General features: G+C 67.9%; 24 protein-coding genes. 16 read left to right on the top strand and 8 right to left on the bottom strand.

All coding sequences use genetic code 11. The features are described from left to right. The first annotated feature begins 25 nt into the window (after positions 1–25). The 6 genes from LKD76_RS21455 (at position 26) to LKD76_RS21430 (ending at position 5,204) form a co-directional block, all read left to right on the top strand. A complete protein-coding gene (locus LKD76_RS21455) occupies positions 26–832 on the top strand; it encodes a DUF3048 domain-containing protein (RefSeq protein ID WP_308188562.1) in 807 nt (268 codons plus the stop codon). Positions 833–1,638: 806 nt separating this feature from the next. Continuing rightward, complete coding sequence (locus LKD76_RS21450; protein WP_227983150.1) at positions 1,639–2,730, top strand: fatty acid desaturase family protein; 1,092 nt, start codon at positions 1,639–1,641, stop codon at positions 2,728–2,730. Positions 2,731–2,885: 155 nt separating this feature from the next. Next, the gene (locus tag LKD76_RS21445; RefSeq protein ID WP_227983149.1) at positions 2,886–3,326 is read left to right on the top strand and encodes a TIGR03618 family F420-dependent PPOX class oxidoreductase; all 441 of its coding nucleotides are present in this window, start codon (positions 2,886–2,888) and stop codon (positions 3,324–3,326) included. A 23-nt stretch (positions 3,327–3,349) separates the two neighbouring features. Continuing rightward, complete coding sequence (locus tag LKD76_RS21440) at positions 3,350–4,276, top strand: haloalkane dehalogenase (RefSeq protein WP_227983147.1); 927 nt, start codon at positions 3,350–3,352, stop codon at positions 4,274–4,276. A gap of 209 nt (positions 4,277–4,485) precedes the next feature. Continuing rightward, a complete protein-coding gene (locus LKD76_RS21435; protein WP_227983145.1) occupies positions 4,486–4,707 on the top strand; it encodes a helix-turn-helix transcriptional regulator in 222 nt (73 codons plus the stop codon). Then, the gene (locus tag LKD76_RS21430) at positions 4,704–5,204 is read left to right on the top strand and encodes a hypothetical protein (protein ID WP_227983143.1); all 501 of its coding nucleotides are present in this window, start codon (positions 4,704–4,706) and stop codon (positions 5,202–5,204) included. Before LKD76_RS21435 ends, LKD76_RS21430 begins: the two co-directional genes overlap by 4 nt. A gap of 214 nt (positions 5,205–5,418) precedes the next feature. On the opposite strand, the gene LKD76_RS21425 is transcribed toward LKD76_RS21430, so the two are convergent. Then, positions 5,419–6,360 carry an AraC family transcriptional regulator gene (locus LKD76_RS21425; RefSeq protein WP_227983140.1) on the bottom strand — a complete coding sequence of 314 codons (942 nt, stop codon included), beginning with the start codon at positions 6,358–6,360 and terminating at the stop codon, positions 5,419–5,421. Between the two features lie 100 nt (positions 6,361–6,460). On the opposite strand from LKD76_RS21425, the gene LKD76_RS21420 reads away from it, so the two are divergent. Then, positions 6,461–7,462, top strand: a complete 1,002-nt coding sequence (locus LKD76_RS21420) for a zinc-dependent alcohol dehydrogenase family protein (RefSeq protein WP_227983138.1) — start codon at positions 6,461–6,463, stop codon at positions 7,460–7,462. Positions 7,463–7,469: 7 nt separating this feature from the next. Here LKD76_RS21420 and LKD76_RS21415 read toward each other — a convergent pair whose 3' ends face one another. Beyond that, positions 7,470–8,273 carry an LLM class flavin-dependent oxidoreductase gene (locus LKD76_RS21415; protein WP_227983136.1) on the bottom strand — a complete coding sequence of 268 codons (804 nt, stop codon included), beginning with the start codon at positions 8,271–8,273 and terminating at the stop codon, positions 7,470–7,472. A gap of 255 nt (positions 8,274–8,528) precedes the next feature. On the opposite strand from LKD76_RS21415, the gene pip reads away from it, so the two are divergent. The 3 genes from pip (at position 8,529) to LKD76_RS21400 (ending at position 11,088) form a co-directional block, all read left to right on the top strand. Then, positions 8,529–9,524, top strand: a complete 996-nt coding sequence (pip, locus tag LKD76_RS21410) for a prolyl aminopeptidase (RefSeq protein ID WP_227983135.1) — start codon at positions 8,529–8,531, stop codon at positions 9,522–9,524. Between the two features lie 4 nt (positions 9,525–9,528). Further along, the gene (locus LKD76_RS21405; protein ID WP_308188561.1) at positions 9,529–10,455 is read left to right on the top strand and encodes a sigma-70 family RNA polymerase sigma factor; all 927 of its coding nucleotides are present in this window, start codon (positions 9,529–9,531) and stop codon (positions 10,453–10,455) included. A 78-nt stretch (positions 10,456–10,533) separates the two neighbouring features. Further along, positions 10,534–11,088, top strand: coding sequence for a dihydrofolate reductase family protein (locus LKD76_RS21400; RefSeq protein WP_227983133.1), 555 nt, complete (start codon positions 10,534–10,536; stop codon positions 11,086–11,088). Positions 11,089–11,167: 79 nt separating this feature from the next. Here LKD76_RS21400 and LKD76_RS21395 read toward each other — a convergent pair whose 3' ends face one another. Beyond that, a complete protein-coding gene (locus LKD76_RS21395; RefSeq protein WP_227983128.1) occupies positions 11,168–12,427 on the bottom strand; it encodes an FAD-dependent monooxygenase in 1,260 nt (419 codons plus the stop codon). A gap of 566 nt (positions 12,428–12,993) precedes the next feature. Here LKD76_RS21395 and LKD76_RS21390 point away from each other — a divergent pair. The 3 genes from LKD76_RS21390 to LKD76_RS21380 all read left to right on the top strand — a co-directional run bounded on the left by LKD76_RS21390 (position 12,994) and on the right by LKD76_RS21380 (position 16,009). Further along, positions 12,994–13,158 carry a hypothetical protein gene (locus LKD76_RS21390; protein WP_227983126.1) on the top strand — a complete coding sequence of 55 codons (165 nt, stop codon included), beginning with the start codon at positions 12,994–12,996 and terminating at the stop codon, positions 13,156–13,158. 28 nt (positions 13,159–13,186) lie between these two features. Beyond that, complete coding sequence (locus LKD76_RS21385; RefSeq protein ID WP_227983124.1) at positions 13,187–14,536, top strand: CYTH and CHAD domain-containing protein; 1,350 nt, start codon at positions 13,187–13,189, stop codon at positions 14,534–14,536. Positions 14,537–14,749: 213 nt separating this feature from the next. After that, a complete protein-coding gene (locus tag LKD76_RS21380; RefSeq protein WP_227983123.1) occupies positions 14,750–16,009 on the top strand; it encodes an amidohydrolase in 1,260 nt (419 codons plus the stop codon). 10 nt (positions 16,010–16,019) lie between these two features. Here LKD76_RS21380 and LKD76_RS21375 read toward each other — a convergent pair whose 3' ends face one another. Continuing rightward, positions 16,020–17,207, bottom strand: coding sequence for a citrate/2-methylcitrate synthase (locus LKD76_RS21375; protein WP_227983121.1), 1,188 nt, complete (start codon positions 17,205–17,207; stop codon positions 16,020–16,022). A 54-nt stretch (positions 17,208–17,261) separates the two neighbouring features. On the opposite strand from LKD76_RS21375, the gene LKD76_RS21370 reads away from it, so the two are divergent. Continuing rightward, the gene (locus LKD76_RS21370; RefSeq protein ID WP_227983120.1) at positions 17,262–18,332 is read left to right on the top strand and encodes a DUF2332 domain-containing protein; all 1,071 of its coding nucleotides are present in this window, start codon (positions 17,262–17,264) and stop codon (positions 18,330–18,332) included. Here the strand turns inward: LKD76_RS21370 and LKD76_RS21365 are convergent. The 3 genes from LKD76_RS21365 to LKD76_RS21355 form a co-directional block, all read right to left on the bottom strand. Next, on the bottom strand, positions 18,320–18,976 hold the full coding sequence (locus tag LKD76_RS21365) for a DedA family protein (protein WP_227983119.1): 657 nt from the start codon (positions 18,974–18,976) through the stop codon (positions 18,320–18,322). The two genes, LKD76_RS21370 and LKD76_RS21365, sit on opposite strands and share 13 nt — an antisense overlap. Before the next feature lie 76 nt (positions 18,977–19,052). Continuing rightward, on the bottom strand, positions 19,053–20,084 hold the full coding sequence (locus LKD76_RS21360) for an aliphatic amidase (RefSeq protein ID WP_227983118.1): 1,032 nt from the start codon (positions 20,082–20,084) through the stop codon (positions 19,053–19,055). Between the two features lie 313 nt (positions 20,085–20,397). After that, the gene (locus tag LKD76_RS21355) at positions 20,398–22,050 is read right to left on the bottom strand and encodes a hypothetical protein (RefSeq protein ID WP_227983117.1); all 1,653 of its coding nucleotides are present in this window, start codon (positions 22,048–22,050) and stop codon (positions 20,398–20,400) included. A gap of 364 nt (positions 22,051–22,414) precedes the next feature. Here LKD76_RS21355 and LKD76_RS21350 point away from each other — a divergent pair, with 364 nt between their 5' ends. Then, positions 22,415–22,690: an FmdB family zinc ribbon protein gene (locus tag LKD76_RS21350; RefSeq protein WP_227983115.1), complete on the top strand. Its 276-nt coding sequence runs from the start codon at positions 22,415–22,417 to the stop codon at positions 22,688–22,690. 16 nt (positions 22,691–22,706) lie between these two features. Beyond that, on the top strand, positions 22,707–23,960 hold the full coding sequence (gene fmdA, locus LKD76_RS21345) for a formamidase (RefSeq protein WP_227983113.1): 1,254 nt from the start codon (positions 22,707–22,709) through the stop codon (positions 23,958–23,960). Between the two features lie 22 nt (positions 23,961–23,982). Here the strand turns inward: fmdA and LKD76_RS21340 are convergent, their stop codons facing one another. After that, positions 23,983–24,447 (bottom strand): MarR family winged helix-turn-helix transcriptional regulator, encoded by a 465-nt coding sequence (locus LKD76_RS21340; RefSeq protein WP_227983111.1) that lies wholly within the window; start codon positions 24,445–24,447, stop codon positions 23,983–23,985. Between the last annotated feature and the right edge of the window lie 14 nt (positions 24,448–24,461).

The following is a 24,461-nucleotide window of genomic DNA, read 5'->3' as shown; positions in this document are numbered from 1 at the left end:
CATACCCTCCCGGGTAGGGGTTCCCGTGTTGGTCGTGAAGGTGGACAACAGTCCGCAGGCACGGCCACCGGTGGGGCTCGGAGCCGCCGATGTGGTTTACGTCGAGCCGGTCGAGGGTGGTTTGAGCCGGTTGGCCGCGGTTTTCTCGACCGACAAACCCCCTGTGGTCGGACCTGTCCGAAGCGCGCGGGAAACGGATCTGACGCTGCTGGATCAGTTCGGTAACCCGACGTTGGCATCCTCTGGTTCCGCACCCGAGCTGGTTCCCGCCATCGAGGGCTCCTCGCTCCAGAACGCCTCGGCCGATCAGCAACCCTCGGCGTACTTCCGCGACTACAGTCGCGACGCTCCGCACAACCTGTTCGTCCGCCCCGATCAACTACCCGTAGGCGGCGGCTGGCCGTCGGCCTCGCAACTGCAGTTCGGTCCGGCGCCTGCCGGTGGCCGGCCCGCGCAACATGAGGAAGCGCGGTATCCGGGCGCGGTGATCGGTTTCGACTGGTCACCCAGCGACCAGCGGTGGCTCGTGTCCATGGACGGCGCTGCCTACACCGATGCCGATACCGGGCAGCTCATGGCGAGCACGGTCGTACTGCAGAGTGTGCCGGTGCAGAACTCGGCTATCAGCGATGTCGCGGGCAGCGTCTCACCCCGGGCGCAGACGACCGGTAGCGGTCAGGCACTCGTACTTCGCGACGGTCGAGAGTTCCCGGCCGGGTGGTCCCGGCCCTCCCCGGAGGCGGGCACAACCTATACAACCCCCACCGGAACGGTCATTCCCTTCGCGCCGGGGCAGGTCTGGACAGTTCTGGTTCCAGAGCAGCTCTGGTGATCCTGTCCGTACCGCAGACGAGCCAATTGACGATGATGAGCGCTCGCGCCGGCCGCCGCATGTCTTCCGACGGCTGTCGACTCGTTCGGCGAATCAGATCTGCCAGTGCGAATGCGCTCGGGCCGCCTTGGCTTTCGTACTTGTGTGGGTCAGGCGAGCGGCTCGTCGAGGATCCGGGCCGGACCCTGGTTCGCGCAGGTATTCGATCAGGTTGGACCGCTGCTCGGCAATGGGAGGCGACATCACGTGGTCCACGACCAGGTCACTCCGCCTCGTTCGCAGGTCTCGAACGGGCGAGGTTTCGAGCACAGCGGCGGCGTGAAGAAGTTCTTCGTGCCCAGCGATAGGTTGCGCCATGGCGGAACATCCGGTCGCCGCCACCGCCACCGCCACCGCCGCTGCCGATAGGCAAAGCCTCCGGTCGAGCTCACGCCCGCGCCGGGCGGAAGGTTCGGGTCGTGCTCGACTACTACATCTCCCTCCCGAAGCTTCTCGGACCTGAAGCCCTTACGCAGTGTGCGGTCCTAGCGCGGGGAGGGGTGTGTTCGAAATAGTAAGCTGCGCAAACTATCCCACGTGCTGTGGTTCATCGTCCGGTTCGTCCCGCCCCATCTCACCCTCCGGTCCGGTCCACCCCCTACCGGAGGGTGACGCGGAGTGAGAGTTGCGCCGATAGCTTCGGTGTATCGACATCGTCACCTCTGCTCACCGCATCGAGCAATGCCCGCCGGAACTCCGATCGGCACCGACCTGTCGGCATTGAGACGAGTGGATGTGCCATCCGCCCCCAGCTTCCAGGAAGAAGTATGACGACACCGGTCTTGGCCTCAGAGTCATCCCCACGCCCATCCCGCCGCACCAGCGCCAACGCCGACTACACCCGCCTGCTGCGCCGCATTTCCGATGCGGGCTTGATGGACCGTCGCCCCGTCTACTACGCGGTCCGTCTCACCCTCGTCGGGATCGCCTTCGTATCCGCTTGGGCCGCTTTCGTTTTCCTCGGCGACTCCTGGTGGACGCTGGCTATCGCCGCGTTCATGGCCGTAACCAATGCCCAGGTCGCCCTGGTCATGCACGATGTCGCGCACCGTCAAGTCTTTCGTCTTCGCCGCCCGGCCGAGGTGATGGGACGGATCGCCGGCAATGCGGGGATCGGTCTGGGGTATGGGTGGTGGCAGGACAAGCACACCCGTCATCACGCCAATCCCAATCATGAGGAACTCGATCCCGATGTCGCGCCCGATGTTCTGGTGTGGTCACAGAAGCAGGCGCGGGCCAGTCGTGGTCTGCCTCGGCTGATCGGGCGGGCGCAGGCGTTCCTGTTCTTCCCGCTGTTGATGTTGGAGGGGCTGAATCTGCATGTGGCGGGGGTGCGTGCGCTCCGGAATCGGGCGGTCAAACGTCGTGGGTTGGAGGGTGCGCTGCTCTTCGGTCACTTCGCCGTCTATCTGGTCGCGCTGTTCGCGGTGCTGCCCGCTGACAAGGCGCTCGCGTTTCTCGTTGTCCACCAAGCGCTGTTCGGTCTCTACATGGGCGCCATCTTCGCCCCGAATCACAAGGGAATGCCGACCTTGACCGGCGACGACCGCCCGGACTATTTGCGGCGGCAGGTGCTGACCTCTCGCAATGTGCGCGGTGGTGTGTTGACCGATCTCGCGCTCGGCGGGCTCAACTATCAGATCGAGCACCATTTGTTCCCGAGCATGCCGACGCCGAATCTGCGGCATGCGCGGGTGATCGTCCGTGCATACTGCGCGGAGATCGGGGTGCCGTATCACGAGACCGGGCTGCTCTCCTCCTACCGAGAGGCGCTGACGCACCTGCACCACGTCGGTGCGCCGCTGCGCACGGGTGAATCGCACCGGGCAGCCGAGCCTTCGGCCCGGACGGCACAGTAGGCGGGGCTCTCGTGGATCGCGCGCGATGGTTGTCCGTCTGTGACGCGCGTGGCCGGCGGCGATATCTCGCCGCGCGGAATGGCCGCCGCGTCGTGTCGGCGCGCGCACAATGGGGCGTGCGACGATCTGGCGGACAGCCAACCACGGGAGATGTGATGACCACATTGCAGCAGGCGGTGGAACTCGGTCGTGCCGAGAACGGGCTCGCCGTCGTCTCTACCCTCAGGTCCGACCAGAGCATCCAGTCGACGCTGGTCAACGTCGGATTGCTGCCCCATCCGCTATCGGGCCAGCCGGTCCTGGGCTTCGTCACCTACGGCAAGGTGAAGCTGGCCAATCTGCGGGCCCGGCCGCAGGTGAGTACCACCTTCCGGCAGGGCTGGGCGTGGGCGACGGTGGAGGGCCACGCTCAGATCGTCGGTCCCGACGATCCGCAGCCGTGGATCGACGCCGAGGGGCTGCGCCGGCTGCTGCGCGATGTGTTCACCGCGGCCGGCGGTAAACACGACGATTGGGACGAGTACGACCGGGTGATGGTGGCCGAGCGTCGCGCGGCGATCCTCGTCGAACCGAGCCGGGTCTACAGCAACGGCTAGCGCCCGACGAAAAGGAGTGGGCCATGCGGATATTGAGAACGCCCGACGAGCGATTCGCGGGATTGCCCGACTTTCCGTTCGAACCGCATTACGTCGAGGTCCCGGCCGGTGACGGGACGGTGCTGCGGGTGCACTACCTGGACGAGGGCCCACCCGACGGGGAGGTCGTGTTGCTGTTGCACGGCGAACCGTCCTGGTCGTATCTGTATCGGTGGATGATTCCGGTGCTGGTGGCGGCGGGCCTGCGGGCGATCGCGATCGACCTGGTCGGTTTCGGTCGCAGTGACAAACCGGCCGACCGTGCCGACTACACCTATCAGGCGCACGTCGATTGGACCTGGGCCGCGGTCGAGGCGATCGGGCTCGACTCGATCACCCTCGTCTGCCAGGACTGGGGTGGGTTGATCGGGCTGCGCCTGGTCGGTGAGCATCCCGAACATTTCGCCCGGGTGGTCGCGGCGAACACCTTCCTGCCGACCGGTGACCGCCATCCGGGCGACGCGTTCCTCGCCTGGCAGCGCTACAGCCAGGACACCCCCGATTTCCAGGCCGGGAAGATCGTCAACGGCGCCACACTGACCGATCTCGCTCCCGAGGTGATCGCCGCCTACGACGCACCCTTCCCCGACGACACCTACAAACAGGGCGCCCGCCAGTTCCCGTTGCTGGTTCCGACCAGTCCGGACGATCCTGCCGCACCCGCCAACCGAGCCGCGTGGGCCGTCCTGGAGACCTTCCAGCGGCCGTTGCTGTGCGCCTTCTCGGACTCCGATCCGATCACGCGCGGCGGCGACAAGGTGCTGCGCTCGAAAATCCCCGGCGCCGCGCGACATTCACCGGTGACCATCACCTCGGCGGGGCATTTCCTGCAGGAGGACAAGGGCGCCGAACTCGCCGCTGTTGTCGTCGACTTCGTTCGCGAGACTCCGCCGGACACGTCGTTCACGTGATGTGATCGGGGCGGCGCCGACCGGACGGCGGGATGTGGAGGGCGCCGGGAGAGGGCGTCGATCTCGCCGACCCCAGGTGCACACCGCGGACCTCGACCCGAGCACCGTGCGGTGGTCGAATCGCGCCGCGAGGTCGGCGCGCCGATGCCCCGGGCCGAAAAGACAAGTTTCCTTGACATCTAATGTCAAACATCCTTAACATCGATCGCGTGGTCAGCGATCAGCGGGAGCATCCGGTCCGGACGCGACGGCGCGAATGCCGGATAACCCAGGCGAACTTGGCGACAACCGTCGGCGTCAGCCGGCAAACCGTGATCTCGATCGAACAGGGCGACTACGCGCCGAGCGTCTTTCTCGCACTGCGTATCGCCCGGGCGCTGGGGACGACGGTGGAAGATATTTTCTGGACCGAAGACCTGGAGGGGACATGACCAAAACCACCGCATTCGAGGACATCTTCCTGGCGGCCGACGAACCGGCCTGGGGTGATGAGCGTGCCCGGGAGGAGTTCTACCGGGGCTCGACCATCGCGCTGTGCGCGACGATCTACGGCTGCTACGTGATCGCCATCGTCGCCGCCGCCCTCGATGCCACGGCGGTGTCGCTGCTGATCTTCCTGCTGCCCAGTCTCACCTCACTGCTGCTGCTCCGCTACTGCGCGCGGCGCGGCATCGATATGCGGAGCCTGCTGAAAGGCTTTCCGCCGCAGCGCAAACGGATCGCCTATGCCACGACCTATCCGTTGGTCGCCGCATGGCTGGCGGTCTTCCTGTGGCGCACACTGCCATCGGACTCGCTTCCGCAGAGTCTGCTGGGCGCGGTCGTCGGCGGCGTGATCGGCGCGGTAGCCGCCCTGGCCATCGGCAAGCTCGTGCGACGCCGCTCCGCGATTCATCAGCTTCCCGAGGACGACACCTTCGACGTGTAGCGCCTCGCCCGAAAGCGGGCCACCGGGTAGCGTCGGCCTGTCCTGCACTGGTTCCGGATTCACGCTCTCGAGGAGAACGCGTGGTACTGGTTCGAGGTGGGCGATGGCGGTGGGCGCTACGACACCGGTCCGCTTCCGGAGGGGACATGGGTGGCGGGGACCGTGACCGCCCTGCCCTGGCATGCTCGGCCTCAGGGCGCCGCGGAAGCGGTCGTCACCGCGCAAGAGGATGCGCGTCGGATCGGTATTGCCCCGGGGCCGTGCTGTATTCGCGTTTGAACGCCTTCGCGAACGCGAATTCCGAGGTGTAGCCGACGCGCTGGGCCACGGTGCGTAGCGGGGTGTCGTCGGAGCGGAGCAGGCGCCCGGCCAGCGTCATGCGCCACCAGGTCAGGTAGGCGAGTGGGGAACGTCCGACGGTGGCGGTGAATCGGCGTGCGAACGCGGCGCGGGACAGGCCGCCGATGGCGCCGAGTTCCTCTACAGTCCAGGGGTTTTCGGGATTGGTGTGGATCGCGCGCAGGGCGGCGGCGACGGGGCGATCGGCCAATGCGGCGGCCCAGCCGTTGCGCGGGGCGCCCTCGTCCTGGGCGTCCAGCCACCAGGCGCGCAGGATGTAGAGCAACAGGGTATCCAGCAGGGATGTGACGATGGCCGCCGAGCCGGGCTGGGATTCCTCGAGTTCGGTGCCCAGGAGTTCCACCGCCGCGCGCAGGGAGCGGTGCGTGCCGACCCGGGGGCGCAGATGGATGACCTCGGGTAGATTCGTGAGCAGGGGGTGCGCGCGTCGGCGGTCGAGTTGATATGCGCCGCACAGCAATAGCGTGACCGGGGCGTCGGGCGCGTGTGGTTCGGCCGCGGGTTCCGGCCACGAGCCGTCGGGTAACGGCTTCACCTCGCGTAGCGGCGCGGCGGGATCGCCGGCCAGCGCGTGGCCGCGGCCGTGCGGCAGGAAGACGATATCGCCGGGGCCGAGCGGAATCGGATCGCCGCTGTCGAGGATCAACCAGGCCGAGCCCTGCAGGACGACGTGGAATCCGGTGCCGTCCGAGGCGGGGAAGCGCATGCCCCACGCGCCCGACTTGTGCTGGCGCGAGGAGTGCGGACGACCGGTGCGCATCGTCGCGACGGCATCGCTGAGTACATCCAAGCCCATATCCGAAGGATAGTCGTGGTCCTTCTCGCGAGACGAATGGACATTCGCGCGAGACTTTTACGCATAGATCATCTCTGTGGTGGTGCATAACGTCGATGGCATGACAATCGACGCGATTACCGCACGCACCGTCGTCTTCCACGAACTCGGTGACCCCGACGTCCTGACCATCGAAGACCTCCGGCTACCCGCCCCCGGACCGGGGGAGGTGCTGATCCGCATCGAAGCGCTCGGACTCAACCGCGCGGAGGCGCTGTTCCGAGCCGGCACCTACTACTACCTGCCGACCCTTCCGGGCTCCCGGCTCGGCTACGAATCCTCCGGAGTGATCGAGGCGGTCGGTCCGGACGTCACCGAATTCGCTGTGGGGGACGAGGTTTCGACCGGACCGAATATCGAGATGAGCGCGGCGGGCGTGTACGCCGAACGGGTGGTGCTGCCGGTGGAGTCCGTGGTCCCGCGCCCGGCGGGCCTCGACGCGGTGACCGGCGCGGCGACCTGGCTCACCTACTCCACCGCCTACGGCGGCCTCGTGGAAACCGGAGGTCTGCGCCCCGGTGACCATGTCCTGATCACCGCGGCCTCGAGTGGTGTGGGCATCGCCGCACTGCAGACCGCCGCTCGGATCGGCGCCATCCCCATCGCGGTGACCCGGACGGGTGAGAAGAACCGCGATCTGCTCGACAACGGAGCCGCGCATGTCATCGCCTCGGCGGATTCCGACGTCGTGGCCGAGACCCGCCGCATCACCGGGGGTGTCGGCGCACAGGTCGTCTTCGATGCGGTCGGCGGACCGGGCCTGGCCGAATTGAGCACTGCCGCAGCACATAACGGCACGGTTGTGGTCTACGGCTGGCTCGACCAGCGCCCGATGTCGATGCCCATGAACTGGCCGCTGCGCATTCTCGGCTACGCCAATATGGAATTGTCGACCACCGCCGAGGGGCGCCGCCGGATCAACCACTGGATCGCGTCCGGCATCCGCGACGGTGTCTTCCGCCCCCACGTCGGCGCGGTCTTCGCCGGCCTGGACAGTATTCGCGACGCCCACCGCCTGATGGAGTCCAGCACCCACACCGGCAAGATCGTCGTCGAACTCTGAGCGTCGGCTACCGGCCGGCGAGCTCGGCGACGACCGGAGCGAACCTTTCGGCGAAGTCGGCGCCGAAGATGAAGTAGGAGAACCCCATCTCCTCGCGTCGCCGCTGGATCTCCTCGATGGCGGCCGCCGGGTCGTCGGGAAGCACGGTCACCGCGTCCGCCGCGCGAAGTGCGGCGGGGTCGGTCCAGGGCGGCGCCATATGGGCGGCGACAGCGTCGCCGATGACCGGCACGGCGAGTGCGAGCTCGATGTCGGGGACGGCGCGGAAATCGTCTGCCAGCCGCGCGACTTCGGCCCGAGGCTGCGGGCCCAACGCGAAGGTGACCGTGTCCGCGACCTCGGCCGCCAGCGCCCGGGCCTTCGGACCGAGGACAGCCATCGCCACCGGCGTGCGATGGTCGGGGCCGTCGAAATCGCGTAGCGCGGTGACCGTGTCCCGTATCTGCGACAGTCGCTCGTGCGGCGGAACGACGGGCAGGCCCTTGTCGCGCAGCTCGTCCTCCATTCCCGGGCGGCCGGTGCCGATGCCCATCTCGAAACGACCCTCGGTCAGCAGCGACAGCGAATGCGCCTCCCACGCCGTCATCCAGGCCGGACGCAGCGGGGAGGCATACACCCAGGTGCCCACGCGCAGGTCGGTCAAGGCCGCGGCGGTGGCCAGCATGGGGCCGGGCGCCGGTTGTGTCTGCGGGAAGTCGGGCACCAGCAGGGTCGAGTAGCCGCTGTCGGCGATGCCGCGCACGCGATCGCGCCACGCCGCCACATCGCTCATGAGCGGGGCAACGACCCCGAATCGAAAGGGCTTCGTCATCTCGGAACTCCTCGGTGTGGTCGGCGAGCCCGGACTCGATGTCCGCACGGGGCCGCATCCGTGTGCTGTCGGTGTCTTCAGAGGTATCGACGGACGATCCATCCGAAACTCATCGGTGCGGCAGCCGAGATCGCTTACCCGGGTGCGAACGCCCTCAACTCGGCGACCGTAGACGGTGTGGGACGGTCGGGTTCGTGGGGCGACGGCGTCGGGTTTCGGCGTCGTGGCAACGGTGAGGTACGTACTGTTGTCGCTATGCCTGATTCCGGTGTGCGGCAGCCCTTTCCCGAGATCGAACCCTACGCGTCGGGGCTGCTCGACGTCGGTGACGACAACCGGATCTACTGGGAAACCAGCGGGAACCCGGACGGGCGGCCCGCGCTGGTGGTGCACGGCGGTCCCGGCGGCGGGGGACGGCGCGGAGCTCGCAAGACCTTCGATCCCGACGCGTTCCGGATCGTGCTGTTCGATCAGCGCGGCTGCGGTGAGAGTCTGCCGCACGCCTCCGATCCGGGTGTCGATATGGCGCACAACACCACCGAGCATCTGCTGGCGGATATGGAGCGGCTGCGCGAACATCTCGGGATCGATCGATGGGTACTCTACGGCGGCTCCTGGGCCAGCACCCTGATCCTCGCCTACGCGCAGCGCCACCCGGAGCGGGTCATCGGGATCGTGCTGGTCGGGGTGACCATGACGCGGCCGCGGGAGATCGACTGGCTCTACCACGGCCTGCGGTTGCTGTTGCCGATCGAATGGGAACGGTTTCGCGGCGGTGCACCCGCCGAGCACCGGGACGGGAATCTGGTCGAGGGATATCGGCAACTCATGCAACATCCGGACCCGGTGGTGCGCGCGGAGGCCGCGCGGGAATGGTGCGCCTGGGAGGATGCGGTGATCGCGCACGAAACCCTGGGCGCACCAGGCCAATACAGTGCCAAGCCGGATGCGGCGCGGTCGGCGTTCGTGCGGATCTGCACCCACTACTTCGCACACGCGGCCTGGCTCGAGGACGGCCGGCTGCTGCGTGACGCACATCGGCTCGCCGGAATCCCCGGAGTCCTCATCCACGGTCGTCTCGATCTGTCCGCGCCGTTGCTCACGGCCTGGGAGCTCGCCCGGGCCTGGCCCGACGCGGAACTGAGGGTCATCGACGACTCCGGGCACACCGGCAGCCCGGACATGGCCGCCGCGATCTTCGACGCAGTCGCCCGATTCGCCGATCAGGCGCCGCCGGCGATGTTTCGATGATCAGGTGTCGACGGAGTTCGAGCCCTTTCGGGGCGAGCTGATTGCCTACTGCTACCGGATGCTGGGCTCGGTGCACGAGGCCGAGGATGTGGTGCAGGAGACGATGTTGCGCGCGTGGCGGGCGCGGGATCGCTACGAGAGCACCCGCGCCTCGGTGCGGACGTGGCTGTACCGGATCGCCACCAATGTCTGCCTCACGGCATTGGACGGAGCGAAGCGACGGGCACTGCCGACCGGCCTGGGGCCCGCTTCCGACGATATCGACGCGAAACTGCTTCCGGCCCTCGATATTCCGTGGCTGCAGCCCTATCCCGACTCGCGATTCGAGACCGCGGCCCGGGAGGACCTGCGGTTGGCGTTGGTGGCGGCCGTGCAGCTGCTACCGGCGCGCCAGCGAGCCGTCCTCATCCTGCGCGAGGTGCTGGAGTTCAGCGCCGCCGAGGTCGCCGAGCAATTGGATACCACTGTCGCGGCCGTGAACAGCGCCCTGCAGCGGGCGCGGGCCGCCGTGGCCGACGCGCCCGGTCTGGAGGTCGTCACCGAACCCGACGACCCCGAGGTGGCTGCGGTGATCCAGCGCTACGCGCGGGCGTTCGAGGCCGCCGATGTCGCCGCGCTGGTGCGATTGCTGACAGCCGACGCGGTCATGGAGATGCCGCCGGTGCCGCTGTGGTATCGCGGGAGCCGGGATTACGGCCGGTTCCTGCAGCGAGTGTTCCGGATTCGGGGAACCGATTGGCGCATGCGTCCTCTCACCGCCAACGGCCAGCCCGCGCTGGCCGCGTACATGCCCGCGCCGGAGGGCGGACATCGGTTGCATACGCTGCAGGTCTTCACCGTCGCCGCCGGCCGCATCGCACACAATGTGGTCTTCGCCGATCCCGGAGTGTTGTCCATGTTCGGACTGCCGGAGCGGATCGATTCCGCATAGTTTCGACGACTCCGATGAGTCGGGCCGACTCCGCCGGTAAGTACCGGTGACAGACCGATCGAGCCCAAGGACATCATCATGAGCGTTGTCGTCATCGAGTTCATCACCCTGGACGGGCGGGTAGGCGACCCGGACGGCCGGGCGGGCACCCCACACGGCGGGTGGGCGTTCCGGTACGGCCCCGAAGCCGTGGCCGGGGACAAGTTCCGGCTCGGAAAACTGCTCGACGAGGGGGTCATGCTGCTGGGACGCAGAACATGGGAGTTGTTCGCCGAGATCTGGCCGGGCCGCGACGATCCGTTCTCCGCGCGGATGAACGCCGCGACGAAACTGGTCGCCTCCACCACCCTGACCGACGTCTCGGCCTGGCAGAATTCGCGGATTCTCGACGGTGACCTCATCGATGCCGTCACGAGCGAGCACCGGGATGTGATCGTCACCGGCAGCCTGAGCGTCGTCCACCAGCTGATGGGCGAGGATCTGATCGACGAGTATCGGCTGCTGACCTTCCCGACCGTGCTGGGATACGGTGCGCAGCTGTTCGCGCCCGACTCGCCGATCGATCTGGAGTGCCGATCGGTCGAGCCGGTCGGAGCGGCGGTGTTCACCCGCTACGGCAGGCCCGCACGATGACCGTGTTCTGAGGGACGCGCCACCGCCGGCGTAGGCAATTCGGCGGTGGCCTACCGAAGCGTCATCGGTCGTGCGACGGCTACGTCGTGGCCGACGGGGTGACCGAGGCTCCCGAATCCGGCACTCCCGCGTAGTCGGGCAGTTCGATGCCGTTGAGGGCGCGGTCGATCAGCTCCATATCCCATTCGGGCTCGGCGCCCGGCTCGGGTTCCGGCGCGGGGGCGGTGAGGCTGTCGGCGTGCAATCGGCCGATCTCCTGGTTGGCCTCGACGAACGGGCGCATCCGCGCCTCGTAGCGCGCGAAGCCCGCCTCCGGGTCCCAGCCGGCGGCGGCCAGCTCGCCGGCCAGCAGGTAGGCGCCGACCAGGGCCAGTCCGGTGCCCTGCCCGGACATCGGCGACGAGCTGAACGCCGCGTCCCCGAACAGCCCGACCCGTCCTGTCGACCAGCGATCCATCACCACCTGGGCGACCTGGTCGAGGTAGAAGTCCGGGGTGTCGTCCAGGTGGCCGAGGATCCGCGGGGTCAACCAGCCCATGCCGTCCATCCGCTCGCGCAGCAGGCGCTTCTGGGCCTCGATATCGCGGTAGTCGACGTCGAAGTTCCCCGCGGGGAAGGAGAAGATGGCCATCGCCCGGGAGGCGTCCGGGATGGGCCGCAGCGCGGCGGAGCGCCCGGACTCCTGGTAGTCGAGCATCCAGCGGTCCAACCCGAACTCGTTGGGCACACTGTAGAAGGCCAGCACGAGCCCGAGATGGCGGACGAACCGCTCACGCGGCCCGAAGACCATCGCCCGCAGCGCCGAGTGCAGCCCGTCCGCCCCGATCACCAGGTCGAAGCGCCGCCGGTCGCCGCCGGCGAAGGTGACATCGACCCCGTCCGCGTCCTGGGTGAGCTCGGCGATCCGATCGCCGAAGAGGTACTCGACACCGTCGCGGGTGTCGTCGTAGAGCACCTGGGACAGGTCCCCGCGCAGGATCTCGATCTCCGAGATGTACCCGTCGCCGCCGTCGTCCTGCGCGGAAAAGGTCTCCAGCACTTTCCCGTCCGCGTCCACGGTGTACGCGCCGGCGGTCTCGGTACGGGCCGCGCGCACCGCCGCGTCCAGGCCCATGCGCCGGATGACGTCCTTGGTCACCCCGCGCGCGTCCACCGCCTGCCCGCCGGGACGCAGTTCGGGAGCGCGCTCGACCACGGTCACCTCGGCCCCGCGCCGTCGCAGCCAGTGGGCCAGCGCCGGCCCGGCGATGCTCGCCCCCGCCACCAATACCCGGGGAGCCGCAGCCCCCTGCTCACCCGTCCGGATCGTGTGCTCCTGCGCGGGGTTGTCGACGCTCATCGTTGCCTCTCTGTGTTTGCTCCGGCGTTGGAACGAGTCCCAGCGCAGTGCACCGCTGTCGGTGTGGTCAGCGGTATGGACGACGGATATACACGAAATTCATCGGTGCGGCCGCGATCGTATGCACTCTCCCGCGATCGGCCCGGACTCGGCGTGGCGAATGATGACCACCAGGCTCTGTCCCGTCGTTCGTGGACCCGAAACCGCAGCGGGCACAAGGCGATGCGGGCAGCCGCCACCGATAACGGGGGCTGGACATGCCCTGCCCCCGGTCCTGACCCTCGACGAGATTGTGGTGGTCGGCCCGGAGCCCCCGGTCTACACATGGGAGGGAATGTCAGCACGGCCGGGAAATCTTCGAGAACCAGGTCGAAGCGGCCTTCGTCGCCACCCTCGCCGACAGCGAGACAACAGCGTGGCGTCATGCCGAGGACCTCGACCGGAGGGTGGGGCGAATCGGCCCTGACCGCGACCGATCAACGCCGCCGCGCGGAGCCACGCTGGCGTGGCTGTGGGCGGCCGTGTGCTGGCTCCCGGTCCCGATTACCCGGTCGATCGTCTGGGTGATGCACCGCGAACGTCCGGCGCACCCACTTCGCTGGATTGCCCTGTGCCTGTTCGTCTTCGGCTCGCTGCTCGATCTGCTGGCCGGCCAGTCCCGTCGTGAGTCCACCCGGGCGAGGCCGGGCGCCTCCGGATACCCGCCGGTCGACAGCGGAAGCGACGACTAAAACCGCTCGTTCGTGGTAGCCGGATCGTATGGCTACGCATGTGAACGAAAGGGAACGAAAGTACCGGTTGCCGGCCACCGGCGGGGTGCCGCTCGACGATATGCCCGGTATGACCCTGGACCCGTCGTCCGAAGAACAGGGGCTCGACGCCGTCTATCACGACACCGCGGATCTGCGGTTGGCGCACAAGGGAATTACGCTTCGCCGCCGGACCGGCGGTGACGATGCCGGGTGGCATCTGAAGCTGCCGCTGGGTGATGACACCCGCGAAGAGATCCGGCTGCCGCTCGGGGGCAAATCGGCGCCCCGGGAGCTGACCGACATGCTCACCGGGATCACCCGGGGCCAAGCGGTCGCGCCGGTCGCGCACATCCGGACGAAACGCCGTCTGTGGCGGCTGCTGGACGATCAGGGCGCGGTCGCGGCGGAGGTCGTCGCCGACCACGTATCCGGGCAGACGCTCGGCGAGTCGTCCACGGTGATGTCCTGGGAGGAGATCGAGGTCGAGCTGGCGGGCGGTGGCGCCGAGGTGTTCGACACCGTCGAGACCAGACTGGGCAAACCCTCCGACGCGCCGCCGAAGGCGCTGCACGTGCTCGGTGTCGGTGTCGAGCCCCGAACGCCCGAGCGGGGCGTGCGGGCGTATATGCGCAAGCAGGCGGACAGGATGGTCGAGCACGACATCCTGATCCGGCGCCGCCGCCCCGACTCCATACATCAGATGCGGGTGGCCGGACGGCGGCTGCGCAGCGTATTGCAGGCATTCGACGGCCCGCGAGATCTGCGCAACGAGTTGAAATGGCTCTCCGGGGTGCTCGGCGATATGCGCGACTTGGAAGTGCTGCACGACCACCTCGTCGAACAGGTCAGGGCATTGCCGGACGAGCTGGTGCTCGGCGAGGTGCGCCGGCGACTGACCGAGTCGTTCGCCGTCCGCCGTTCGGCGGCCCGCGCCGACATGCTCGAGGCGCTGAACAGCGAACGGTATTTCGCGCTGCTCGACCGCCTGGAAACCGGCCACCGGCTGCCACTGAAGCGCAAGAACGCGAAGGCGCTGCGCAAGGCGCGCCGACGCGTCGATCGGGCGGTGGGCAACATCGGCACGCTGGGCACCGACCGCGGCTTGCACGAGGTGCGCAAGGCGGCGAAACGCACCCGCTACACGGCCGAGGCGACCGGTGCGAAGAAGCAGGCACGTCGCATGAAGACGTTGCAGAAATCCCTCGGCGTCCACCAGGACGCGGTGGTCGCTCGCGCCGAACTGCGCACCCTCGGCGTACAAGCGCATCTGGCGGGGGAGAACGCCTTCACCTACGGCGTGCTGTACGACAAGGAGAACCAACGCGCGGAGAAGGTCAGGCGATCGCTGCGGCTGTGACGGCGGTGGGTGACGGCCGCGATATGCACGGGACATGTACTGATAACTGGGAATTTGCCACATCTGTGCTGCTGCTCGGTGTCACACTGAGGGGTATCCGGCGGAGCGGGCCGACGGCGCCCTGAACCCACCGTGGCGTCCGTCGCGTGCGCGGGGTGGTATCCGGTGCCCCGGCGGGTCCGGAGCCGCGAGCGGCCAGTCGGAAGGACAGAGATGCTCTCGACCGCACGGAACGACGAGGTACTCGCGGGATTGGCGGGGATCCGCGGATGGCAGGAGGAGTTCTATCGTGATCTGCACCGCCATCCCGAGCTGTCGCATCAGGAACATCGGACTGCCGGGCTGATCGCCGAACGGTTGCGCCGGGCAGGACTCGAGGTGCACGAGGGCGTCGGCGGGACCGGTGTGGTCGGGATCTTGCGCAACGGGGCGGGGGCCGGGGTGCTGTTGCGCGCCGATATCGATGCGCTGCCGGTGCGGGAGGCCACCGGGTTGCCGTATGCCAGTGAGGTTTCCGGGCGCGATTCGGCCGGGAACGAGGTGCCGGTCATGCACGCGTGCGGTCACGATGTGCATGTCACCTGTTTGCTGGGGGCCGCGCAGTTGCTCGCCGAGCACACCGACAAGTGGCAGGGGACCTTGGTGGCGGTGTTCCAACCCGCCGAGGAGGTCGGTGACGGGGCCCGCACCATGGTCGCCGACGGGCTGGCCGGGCTGTTGCCGCGGGTCGATGTGGCGCTGGCCCAACATGTATTCCCGATTCCGGCGGGGATCGTCGGCACCCACAGTGGGCCGTTCCTGGCCGCGGCCGACAGTATGCGCGTCACCGTGCACGGGCGCGGTGGGCACGGATCGATGCCGCAGACCACCATCGATCCGGTGGTGTTGGCGTCGATGATCGTGGTCCGACTGCAGACGGTGATCTCGCGAGAGGTGGCGCCGACCGATACCGCGGTGCTCACCGTCGGCAGTATCACCGCCGGAACGAAGAGCAATGTGATCTCCGATCACGCTGTGCTGCAATTGAACATCCGCACCTACAGTGAATCGACCCGCACCACGATCCTCCACGCCATCGAACGCGTCGTCACCGCCGAATGCCGGGCCTCGGGCTCTCCGCGCGATCCGGAATTCGAGCTGTTCGACCGATTCCCGGTGACCGACAACGATTCCGAGACCACACACCGCGTGGTCGACGCCTTCACCGCCTACTTCGGCAAGCGCCGTGTGGATATGCCGATGGGCAGTGCCAGCGAGGATTTCAGCGATATCCCCAACGCCGTGGGCGTCCCCTACACCTACTGGGGAATCGGCGGCATCGACCCGGCCACGTATCGGAAGGCGCAGCAGGCGGACCGGATCGCCCAGGACATCCCGGTCAACCACTCACCGACCTTCGCCCCGGTCCCACAGCCGACACTCGATACCGGAACCGAAGCGCTGGTCGTGGGAGCGCTGGCCTGGCTGTCGTGATTCGAAGGCGCTACAACCCTTTCGGCGTCACCGTGCGAGGGCGAATGAGCGTTCCCGATTCGTATTCTTCCAACGCGTGAGCCAACCAGCCCGCTGTCCGTGCGACGGCGAAGACGGTCTCGCCCGCACCGGGAACCATGTCGAAGACCGTGGCGAGCACCCCGAGCCCGAAATCGCTGTTGATCGCCGGCAATCGCCGGATCCGAAGTTCGGTGGAGATCGCCTCTGCCACCGCCACCGCCGGATGATCGGGCGCGATCTCGCGAATCGCGTCCACCAGGTAGGTCCCACGCGCATCGCCGGCTCGGTAGACGGCGTGACCGGCGCCGGGGATGCGTTCACCGCGTCGCAGCCGATCGTCGAACGCGGTGGGAACTCGGCTCGGAACCGTGGTTTCGGCGAACATTCGCTCCACCGCCAACGAGGCGCCGCCGTGCATGGGGCCGCTGAGTACACCGAGACCGCAGCTGACGACGGCATAGGGGTCGGCGTGCACGGACGCCGCCACCCGGGCGGCGAAGGTGGACGATGCCAGCTCGTGATCGGCGAGCAGAATCAGTGCCGCGCCGAGGATTCGGAGTTCCCGGTCGCCGGCGGGCGGACGTGCCGACAGTCGTGACCACAGCGTGGCGGCGACGGAGTGGCCGATCGGGGCCGACAGCTGAGGCAGTGCCGCGACCATCCCGGCGATCAACGCGCGGGCGATGCCGACGACGGTGGCGGGGTCACGGTGGAAACGCAGCGGATCGCGCAGGGCCAGGGTGATCACAACGAGATGGAGGCGATCCAGGGGCAGTACACCGGCGGGCAGGTCGGCCTGCGCCGCGCGGGCCGCGGCGACCGCTTCCTCAGGTGCTCGCCAGGGACCACTGTCGGTGAGGTCGGCGCGCCACAGCCATTCGGCGACCGCTTCGAAGGTGGCCGATGCCGCCAGTTCGACGGCGTCACGCCCGCGAAAGTACGGCCGGTCGGTGCCCAGGGCGGTGATGCTGGAGGCGATGGCGATGTCGGTCGGTGCGGGTCTGCGGCGGGGTTTGCCGCGTCGGGCCAGTTTCTCGATCTCACCCGGATCGAACAGGCTGCGTCGCCGATCGGGGTCGTAGCGGCGCGTGAGCACCCCTCGGCTGACGTAGGCGTAGAGGGTCGCGGGCTTGACGCCGAGGCGTTCGGCCGCGGTCCCGGCGTCGATCCAGTCCATGGGTTGACCATAATCAATATTGATTGTCGGGGGAGAGGGGCGCAGAGTGCACCCATGCACCTCGCACAGCAATTCGACCTGCAGGCGAAGGCCTGTGACAAGCTCGGCTCACCGTTGTACGGCTCGCTGCTGCGCGACATCGCGCGAGATATCGACGATCGCGGACCGTGCGCCACGGTATTGGCGGGCTACGAGGACATGCCGTTCGCCTCCGCCTTGCCGCTGCGACTGCTGGCCGGTGTGCACGCGCTGGTGTTGTCGGGTGCCGCAACCGATCTCGCGCCCTTCTATCCGAGCGCCGGCGCCGCACCGTGCCCGCACGACCACGCCGATGCGTGGCTTCCGTTCCGGCAGGCGGTGATCGATCGGCCCAGGTGGATTCGTGAGTGGCTCACCCGCCCGCCGCAGACCAACGAGGTCGGCAGAGCCGTCCCGTTGCTGGCCGGACTGCTCGCGGCGGTGGACGCGAATCCGTTGCCGGTGCGGTTGCTCGAGCTGGGCGCCAGCGGCGGGCTCAATCTGCGCGCCGATCATTTCCGTTGGGACAGTGGCGATATCGGCTGGGGACCGGAGGGCTCCCCGGTCACTGTCAGCGATGCCTGGCGCGGACCGGTGCCGCAGTGGCTCGCCGGGGCCGTGCGACGTCATCCGCATATCGCCGTCGTCGAACGCCGCGGTTGCGATCCGGCGCCGCTGGATCCGCTGTCGCCGCGTGATTCGCTGGCGCTGCGGTCCTATGTCTGGCCGGATCAGCGCGCACGTGCGGCCCGGCTCGACGGCGCGCTGCGGCTCGCGGAGAAGATTCCCGTCGATGTCGCCGTGACCGGCGCTCGGGATTTCCTGGCCGATATCGAGCTGGTGCCCGGCACACTGACCGTTGTCTGGCATTCGGTGATGCGCCAGTACGTCGGTGACGACGAATGGCGGGCGGTCACCGCCGAGCTGGACCGGCTGGCCGCCGCCGCACGTCGCGACACCGGATTCGCCTGTGTCGCTTTCGAACCCCAGAACAGCTCCGACGACCGCAACGGGTTCCGGCTGACGGTCCGGATCGGCCGCGGTGAGCCGGTGATTCTCGCCCGTGCCATGCCGCACGGGGTTCCGGCCTTCGCCTATCCGGAGTGAGGTGAGGCCGGATCAGGCGGTGGCCGGCGCCACAACTGGGGCAGGAGCGGCAGCATCGAGAGCACGACGATCACCGCGACCGCGGGCAGCAGATACTTGTCCACATCGGGTACCGACGCGCCGAGCCAGTAGCCCAGCAGCACCAGACTTTGCGACCACACCAACCCGCCCACGATCTGCCACAGCGTGAACGTGCGTGTCGGCACCCCGAGCACCCCGGCGACCGGGCTGATGACCGTCCGGACCATCGGCACGAATCGGCCGATCACGATCGCCCGCCGCGGACCGTACCGGTCGAGCCAGCGTTCCCCGCGCGCCACGACCGTATGCAGCCGGGAATGGGAGGTGCGGTTGAGGACGGCCTGTCCGCCGTGCTTGCCGAACAGGTAGCCGGCCTGGGCGCCGACGATCGAACCCACGGCCGCGCACAGCAGCACCTGCCACAGCACGAGCTGTGTTCCGTGCCGGGTTCCGGCGGCGCACAGGATGCCCGCCGGAAAAATCAGGGTGTCACCCGGCAGGAAGAAGCCGACCACCAGCAGGCCGGATTCGGCGAAGGTCCCGGCCAGTACGGCCAGGGCGCCGAAACTGGCCAGCAGGGAGGCGCCGCTCGTCGGGTTGAGCGCGGTCCACGTGCCGGTCACGAGATAACCGTAACGATATGTAGCACCGAGTGGTGGCCGCCGCCCCGGCGCCCCGCGGCCGCCGCCCGGTGAGGCGCTATTCCCGCTGCCCCGTCGGCAGCGATCCCACCGGGCAGTCCGCCACGCCGACGCTGTCGCGGGTGAAGGACTCCACCCGATGTTGCGTCTTGGCTGGATCCGTCACCCATTCCCGGTAGAACTCGAACGGGCACTCCGCGATTCCGCGATCACCGTCACCGGCCGCGTGCACACCGGTGTATCCGCGATGCAGCAGTTTGAACAGGTGATTCTGGGACTGATCGTGGGCGCGGGCGTCGCGGATCGCGGACACCGACAACTGGGCGTATTGGATGCCGTATTCCTCTTCGCCGGTCTCACCGAGGGTCCGGCCGTCGAAACCGATGAGGGCGGAGTGGCCGAAATAGGAATAGACACCGTCGAATCCGGCGGCATTGGCGACGGCGACGTAGCAGTTGTTGGCCCACGCCATCGCCTTGGCCATGAGCACCTGCTGCTCCTTGGCGGGATACATATAGCCCTGACAGCGCACGATCAGTTCGGCGCCTTTCATCGCGCAGTCGCGCCAGATCTCGGGATAGTTACCGTCGTCGCAGACGATGAGCGAGATCTTCATCCCCTTGGGACCGACGGTGACGTGGGTGGTGTCGCCGGGATACCAGCCCTCGATCGGCACCCACGGCAGGATCTTGCGGTATTTCTGCACGATATCGCCGTTGTCGTCGATCAGGACGAGAGTGTTGTAGGGCGGCTTGTTCGGATGGTCCTCATGACGTTCGCCGGTGATGGAGAAAACGCCCCACACCCCGGCGCGGCGGCAGGCATCGGAGAAGACGGCGGTTTCGTCGCCGGGGACGGTCGCGGCGGTCTCGTACATCTCCCGCTCGTCGTACATGATGCCCTGGGTGGAGTATTCGGGAAACACCACCAGATCCATACCGGGCAATCCCGATTTCATCCCGACCACCATCTCGGCGATGGCCTTCGCGTTGTCGAGGACTTCGGCGCGGGTGTGCAAGCGGGGCATCTTGTAATTGACGACGGCTACGCCGACGGTATCGGGGCTGGATGAGATATCGCCGTGGCGCATGGGAACTCCTCGAGAAAACACCGCTGAGGTTGCACGCATGATGGTGCACCGCAAGCGGTTTCGGCAGGCGTGAGACGCGCCGCGGATGCTTCCGAACTGAACTGTTTCGCTCGAAGCTACGAAGCGCCCGTGGTGGTGTCAAGGTCGGTGCGCTCGGTTTTACGGCTCGGTCACACACCCGAAACGCCGTCGCCGGCAGCCGGGCGCCGGGCGGCGGCGCGACGCGGAGTTCATGTTCGCCGCGCCCGCCGACACACCCGCATCCGGGCTGTCCGGGGTCAGGCCCGTCGGCGGGCTGCCCGGCTCGTCGAGGTCAGGAGGATCCGCTGTCGCCGGGTTGGCGGTCGACGGTCTGGCCCGGTCGCAGCACCGTTCCGCACTCGCCGGTCCGCTGGTAGTCGGACAGCAGATGCGGCAGGACCTCACCCGAGTACCCGCGCAGCTGCCGCAGTTGTCCTTCGCCGCGCACCGCGTCCTTGCGGACCCAGTCCTCGTCGGGGCTGGCCAGGTTCTGGGATTGCTGAATCCGGTAGTAGTCGCGTGCCATTCGTGGATCGACGGTGAGTCCGTTCCGCATCCAGACCCCGTGGGTGTGTACGAAGGTGGGTTTCAGATCCTCGAATACGTAGTCGGCGAGGTTGATATCGGCCTTGCCCGCGTAGATGTCCGCGATCTGCGCGTCGGCGAGACCGGCCATATCGATGAGCCGTAGCCGCGATGTCAGCGCGCTGCCGCCCATATCGGGTGCCAGCAATGTGCCCTGCCGCAGGTCGAGGATATCGGCATAGCCGTTGAAGTAGCGCCCGAAGCGAAAGGCTATCCAGCACAGCGGAATATCGGAATCGGCGCGATAGGACTCGGCGCTGTCGGCCAACGCGACACCGGACGGGATCAGCGCGGCGACCAAGGTGAGTGCGACCAGCGCCCGACCGCGCGTGCGCAGCCGGGTCAGAGTCTCCGTCGCCGAGATCACGACGACGAACGCGGCGAGCGCCCACACCGGAGTGGCGAAGCGGAACTGTGCCATCCAATCCGGTTGCAGCACGCAATAGCCGATGATCGCCAGCGTCAGCGGAACCAGCAGGGCCACCAAGCCGTGGCGGTGTCTGCCCGGACCCGCCAGGGCGAAGCCGACCACACCGACGGCCGCGACCACGGCGGGCGCGCCCGCGTACTGCACCAGGTCACCTGCCCTGGTCAGGTCGTGCACCGTCGGCATCGCCTGGTTCTTGGCGACCGCCGTATTCGCGACGAACCGGCCGAACTCGCTGATTCGCCACAGCAGATACGCCCCGAACGGAATCGCGAACGCGGCAACGGAATACAGCACGTGACGAAGCGCGGTGAGCAGGGTGTCGCGCCGCACCAGGGTCAGCGAAACCAGCGGATACGCGGCGAGGTAGATCAGGCCGTCGGGCCGGGTCAACGCCGCGAACGCCGCTATCGCGCCCGCTGTCGCGGCCACCGACGGCGTCCACAGCCGCTCGTCCAGGACCGCCAGAAACAGGTGGACGGCGAGCGCGCACGCCGCCAATGCGAACAGCGAGTTCTCCAGGCCGGAGAAGCACCAGATCACGAAGGACGGAATCGCGGCCAGCACAGCGCCTGTCACGAAGGTCACCACCGCCGGCCGGCGCGTCACCCGCCGTGCGGCGAGATAGCAGGCGGTCAGGATGCCGGCGCAGCAGAGCGCCGCGATCGCCTTGGGATAGAACACGAAGTCCGGGATGCCGAACAGGCTGCCGGTGTCGAACAGGCGGAGCCATTTGCCCACCACCAGGACCGCGAGCCAGGTGGGATCGGAGAACCCCTCGACCGGTTGCGCCCCGGGCTGCAGCACCGGCCCGGCGCCCGCGGCGACACTGCGTGCGTAGGCGAAGGTGATACCCGCGTCGTCGACCAGCCAGTTGCCGTACTGCACCGCCCGCCACACCAGTAACAGCACGCCGCCGGATACCGCGGCCAACGCCCCCCACCATGATTGCCCACGTCGTCGCCGCAAGCTCTCCTGCCGCTGACTGGAGACTTCCGGCCGCGCCGTCACTACCTCAACCATTCATCAGAACCCAGACTCGAAAGATGTCGCGAAGGGACGCAACAGCTTTTACGCCCCCGAATTCTTCTACCGAACCCGGTCGATCTTGAAACCCGTACCGACAGCTGTCAATCCGGCGGGACCGGTCATGGGTGGGAGTGTGTGTCGGCGCGCTCCCGCGCGGGGGCGGCGATCGAAACGAAAAGTTCACCCGCGACCAATGATCCGGTAACACCCCGGGCCGTAGATTCCTCCACAGAAAATATTTCATCTGAAAGCAATAGGAGGTGCGTCCATGCCGCTCTACCGATTCGGTTGTCGCGAATGCGGGGCGTTCGACCGGTCCTATCGCATGGCCGAGGTGCCCGCGACCGCACCGTGCCCGCAGTGTGCGCGATCGGCCGCGCGCCGGCCCGGCGGCGCGCTCGTACGGCGCTCGGCGGCGGTGCGAGCCCTCGACGCGACGACGCGCACCGCTACCGAACCGGCCGTCGTCGGTGCAGTTCCGCCGGGCCGGGCTCGCCCGGTGACGACCACCGATCCCCGTCATCGCGGCCTGCCCCGCCCCTGATCGAAGGAGAACCGCCGTGCCCGAACTGATCTTTCCCCTCGACTCCGCCAAGACCTTCACCGAGCAGCGGTTGACCGGTCACAACCGGTGGCATCCCGACATCCCGCCGGTGGCCACCGTGAAACCGGGCGCCGAATTCCGCGTCCACGTCCGCGAATGGTTCGACGGCGCGATCGTCAACGACGATTCCGCCACCGATATCCTCAACGCCCCGCTGAGCACCGTGCACTGCCTGTCCGGTCCGTTCGCGGTCGAAGGAGCCCGCCCCGGTGATCTGCTGATCGTCGATATCCTCGATATCGGTCCCATTCCGCAGGAGGACACCGGACCGCTGGCCGGGCAGGGCTGGGGGTACACCGGTATCTTCGCCACCGACAACGGCGGCGGCTTCCTCACCGAGCAGTTCCCCGACGCCTACAAGGCGATCTGGGATTTCAGCGGTCACACCGCCACCTCTCGGCACATCCCGGGGGTGAGTTTCACCGGCATTCAGCACCCCGGACTGATGGGCACCGCGCCCTCGGCGGCGCTGCTGTCGACGTGGAATGCCCGCGAGGCCGCGCTGATCGCCACCGCCCCCGATCGGGTGCCGCCGCTGGCGCTGCCGCCGGAACCGCGCGACGCCGTGCTGGGGTCGCTGACCGGTGCGGAGTTCGACCGGGTCGCCGCCGAGGCGGCCCGCACCGCACCACCCCGGGAGAACGGGGGCAACCAGGACATCAAGAACTTCACCCGGGGCAGCCGGGTGTTCTATCCGGTATTCGTCGAGGGTGCGAATCTGTCGGTGGGGGATCTGCACTTTTCTCAGGGTGACGGCGAGATCACCTTCTGCGGCGCGATCGAGATGGGCGGATTCATCGATCTGCGCGTGGACCTGATCAAGGACGGGATGAGCCGCTACGGCGTCACGGAGAACGCGATCTTCCTGCCCGGCAACGAGGGACCGGTCTATTCGGAATACCTGGCCTTCTCCGGCACCTCGGTGACCCTCGACGGCGAACAACGATATCTGGATTCACAATTGGCGTTCCAGCGTGCGTGCCTGCACGCCATCGACTATCTCAGCGCGTTCGGCTACAGCCGCGAACAGGCCTATCTCATCCTGGGCGCGGCACCCATCGAGGGCCGATTCTCCGGTGTGGTCGACATCCCGAATGCCTGTGCGACGGTGTACATTCCGACCGCGATCTTCGACTTTCCGGTCACTCCGACGGCGGCCGGGCCGGTGACCGTGGATCCAGGGCCCGGAGTGCCGCACGCGGCGCGGTGATGGTGCGCGGCGTGCGGGCCGATCAGCCCGCGTGCGGGGCCGCCCCGATCACCGCGTCGGGGCGCCCGGCGCGCAGGGACTCGAGCAGTGCCATCAGTTCGACGGTCAGCCGCGCGCGGTCCCGGGCAATCGTGTCCAGGTCGCTGCCGTCGAGGCCGCGCTGCATCTTCTGATACGCGAGAGTGCCGCGGCGCGTGCGGGATACGAGTACCCGGCGGCGGTCGAGCGGATCGACTCTGCGCAGCACCAGGTTGTCCGACACCATCGCATCGATCAGCCGGGTGAGGCTGGCGCCGGCCAGCGGAGTGAGCTCGCCGAGCTCCGACATCGACAACCCGGTGCCGCCGGGCAACGCCGACAGGACGTGCCAGCGGGCGACGGTCTGCTCACCGAGCCGCGCCGTGATGGCCTCGTCGAGTTCCTGTGACGCGCGTCGTAACAGGCGCGCGAATTCCTCCAGTGCGTCCCCTGTGCTGCTACCGTCCATCGCGGACGAGTATA

The organism is Nocardia spumae (genome assembly GCF_020733635.1).
Lineage (GTDB): Bacteria > Actinomycetota > Actinomycetes > Mycobacteriales > Mycobacteriaceae > Nocardia > Nocardia spumae.
The sequence above is the reverse complement of the archived record's forward strand: the minus strand, read 5'-3'. Positions and strand labels throughout refer to the sequence as shown.

Coding starts and splice junctions, on each gene's coding strand:
- LKD76_RS21450 (WP_227983150.1), top strand. CDS start 1,639: ATGACGACACCGGTCTTGGCCTCAGAGTCATCCCCACGCCCATCCCGC.
- LKD76_RS21445 (WP_227983149.1), top strand. CDS start 2,886: ATGACCACATTGCAGCAGGCGGTGGAACTCGGTCGTGCCGAGAACGGG.
- LKD76_RS21440 (WP_227983147.1), top strand. CDS start 3,350: ATGCGGATATTGAGAACGCCCGACGAGCGATTCGCGGGATTGCCCGAC.
- LKD76_RS21430 (WP_227983143.1), top strand. CDS start 4,704: ATGACCAAAACCACCGCATTCGAGGACATCTTCCTGGCGGCCGACGAA.
- LKD76_RS21425 (WP_227983140.1), bottom strand. CDS start 6,360: ATGGGCTTGGATGTACTCAGCGATGCCGTCGCGACGATGCGCACCGGT.
- LKD76_RS21420 (WP_227983138.1), top strand. CDS start 6,461: ATGACAATCGACGCGATTACCGCACGCACCGTCGTCTTCCACGAACTC.
- LKD76_RS21415 (WP_227983136.1), bottom strand. CDS start 8,273: ATGACGAAGCCCTTTCGATTCGGGGTCGTTGCCCCGCTCATGAGCGAT.
- pip (WP_227983135.1), top strand. CDS start 8,529: ATGCCTGATTCCGGTGTGCGGCAGCCCTTTCCCGAGATCGAACCCTAC.
- LKD76_RS21400 (WP_227983133.1), top strand. CDS start 10,534: ATGAGCGTTGTCGTCATCGAGTTCATCACCCTGGACGGGCGGGTAGGC.
- LKD76_RS21395 (WP_227983128.1), bottom strand. CDS start 12,427: ATGAGCGTCGACAACCCCGCGCAGGAGCACACGATCCGGACGGGTGAG.
- LKD76_RS21390 (WP_227983126.1), top strand. CDS start 12,994: ATGCACCGCGAACGTCCGGCGCACCCACTTCGCTGGATTGCCCTGTGC.
- LKD76_RS21385 (WP_227983124.1), top strand. CDS start 13,187: ATGGCTACGCATGTGAACGAAAGGGAACGAAAGTACCGGTTGCCGGCC.
- LKD76_RS21380 (WP_227983123.1), top strand. CDS start 14,750: ATGCTCTCGACCGCACGGAACGACGAGGTACTCGCGGGATTGGCGGGG.
- LKD76_RS21375 (WP_227983121.1), bottom strand. CDS start 17,207: ATGGACTGGATCGACGCCGGGACCGCGGCCGAACGCCTCGGCGTCAAG.
- LKD76_RS21370 (WP_227983120.1), top strand. CDS start 17,262: ATGCACCTCGCACAGCAATTCGACCTGCAGGCGAAGGCCTGTGACAAG.
- LKD76_RS21360 (WP_227983118.1), bottom strand. CDS start 20,084: ATGCGCCACGGCGATATCTCATCCAGCCCCGATACCGTCGGCGTAGCC.
- LKD76_RS21350 (WP_227983115.1), top strand. CDS start 22,415: ATGCCGCTCTACCGATTCGGTTGTCGCGAATGCGGGGCGTTCGACCGG.
- LKD76_RS21340 (WP_227983111.1), bottom strand. CDS start 24,447: ATGGACGGTAGCAGCACAGGGGACGCACTGGAGGAATTCGCGCGCCTG.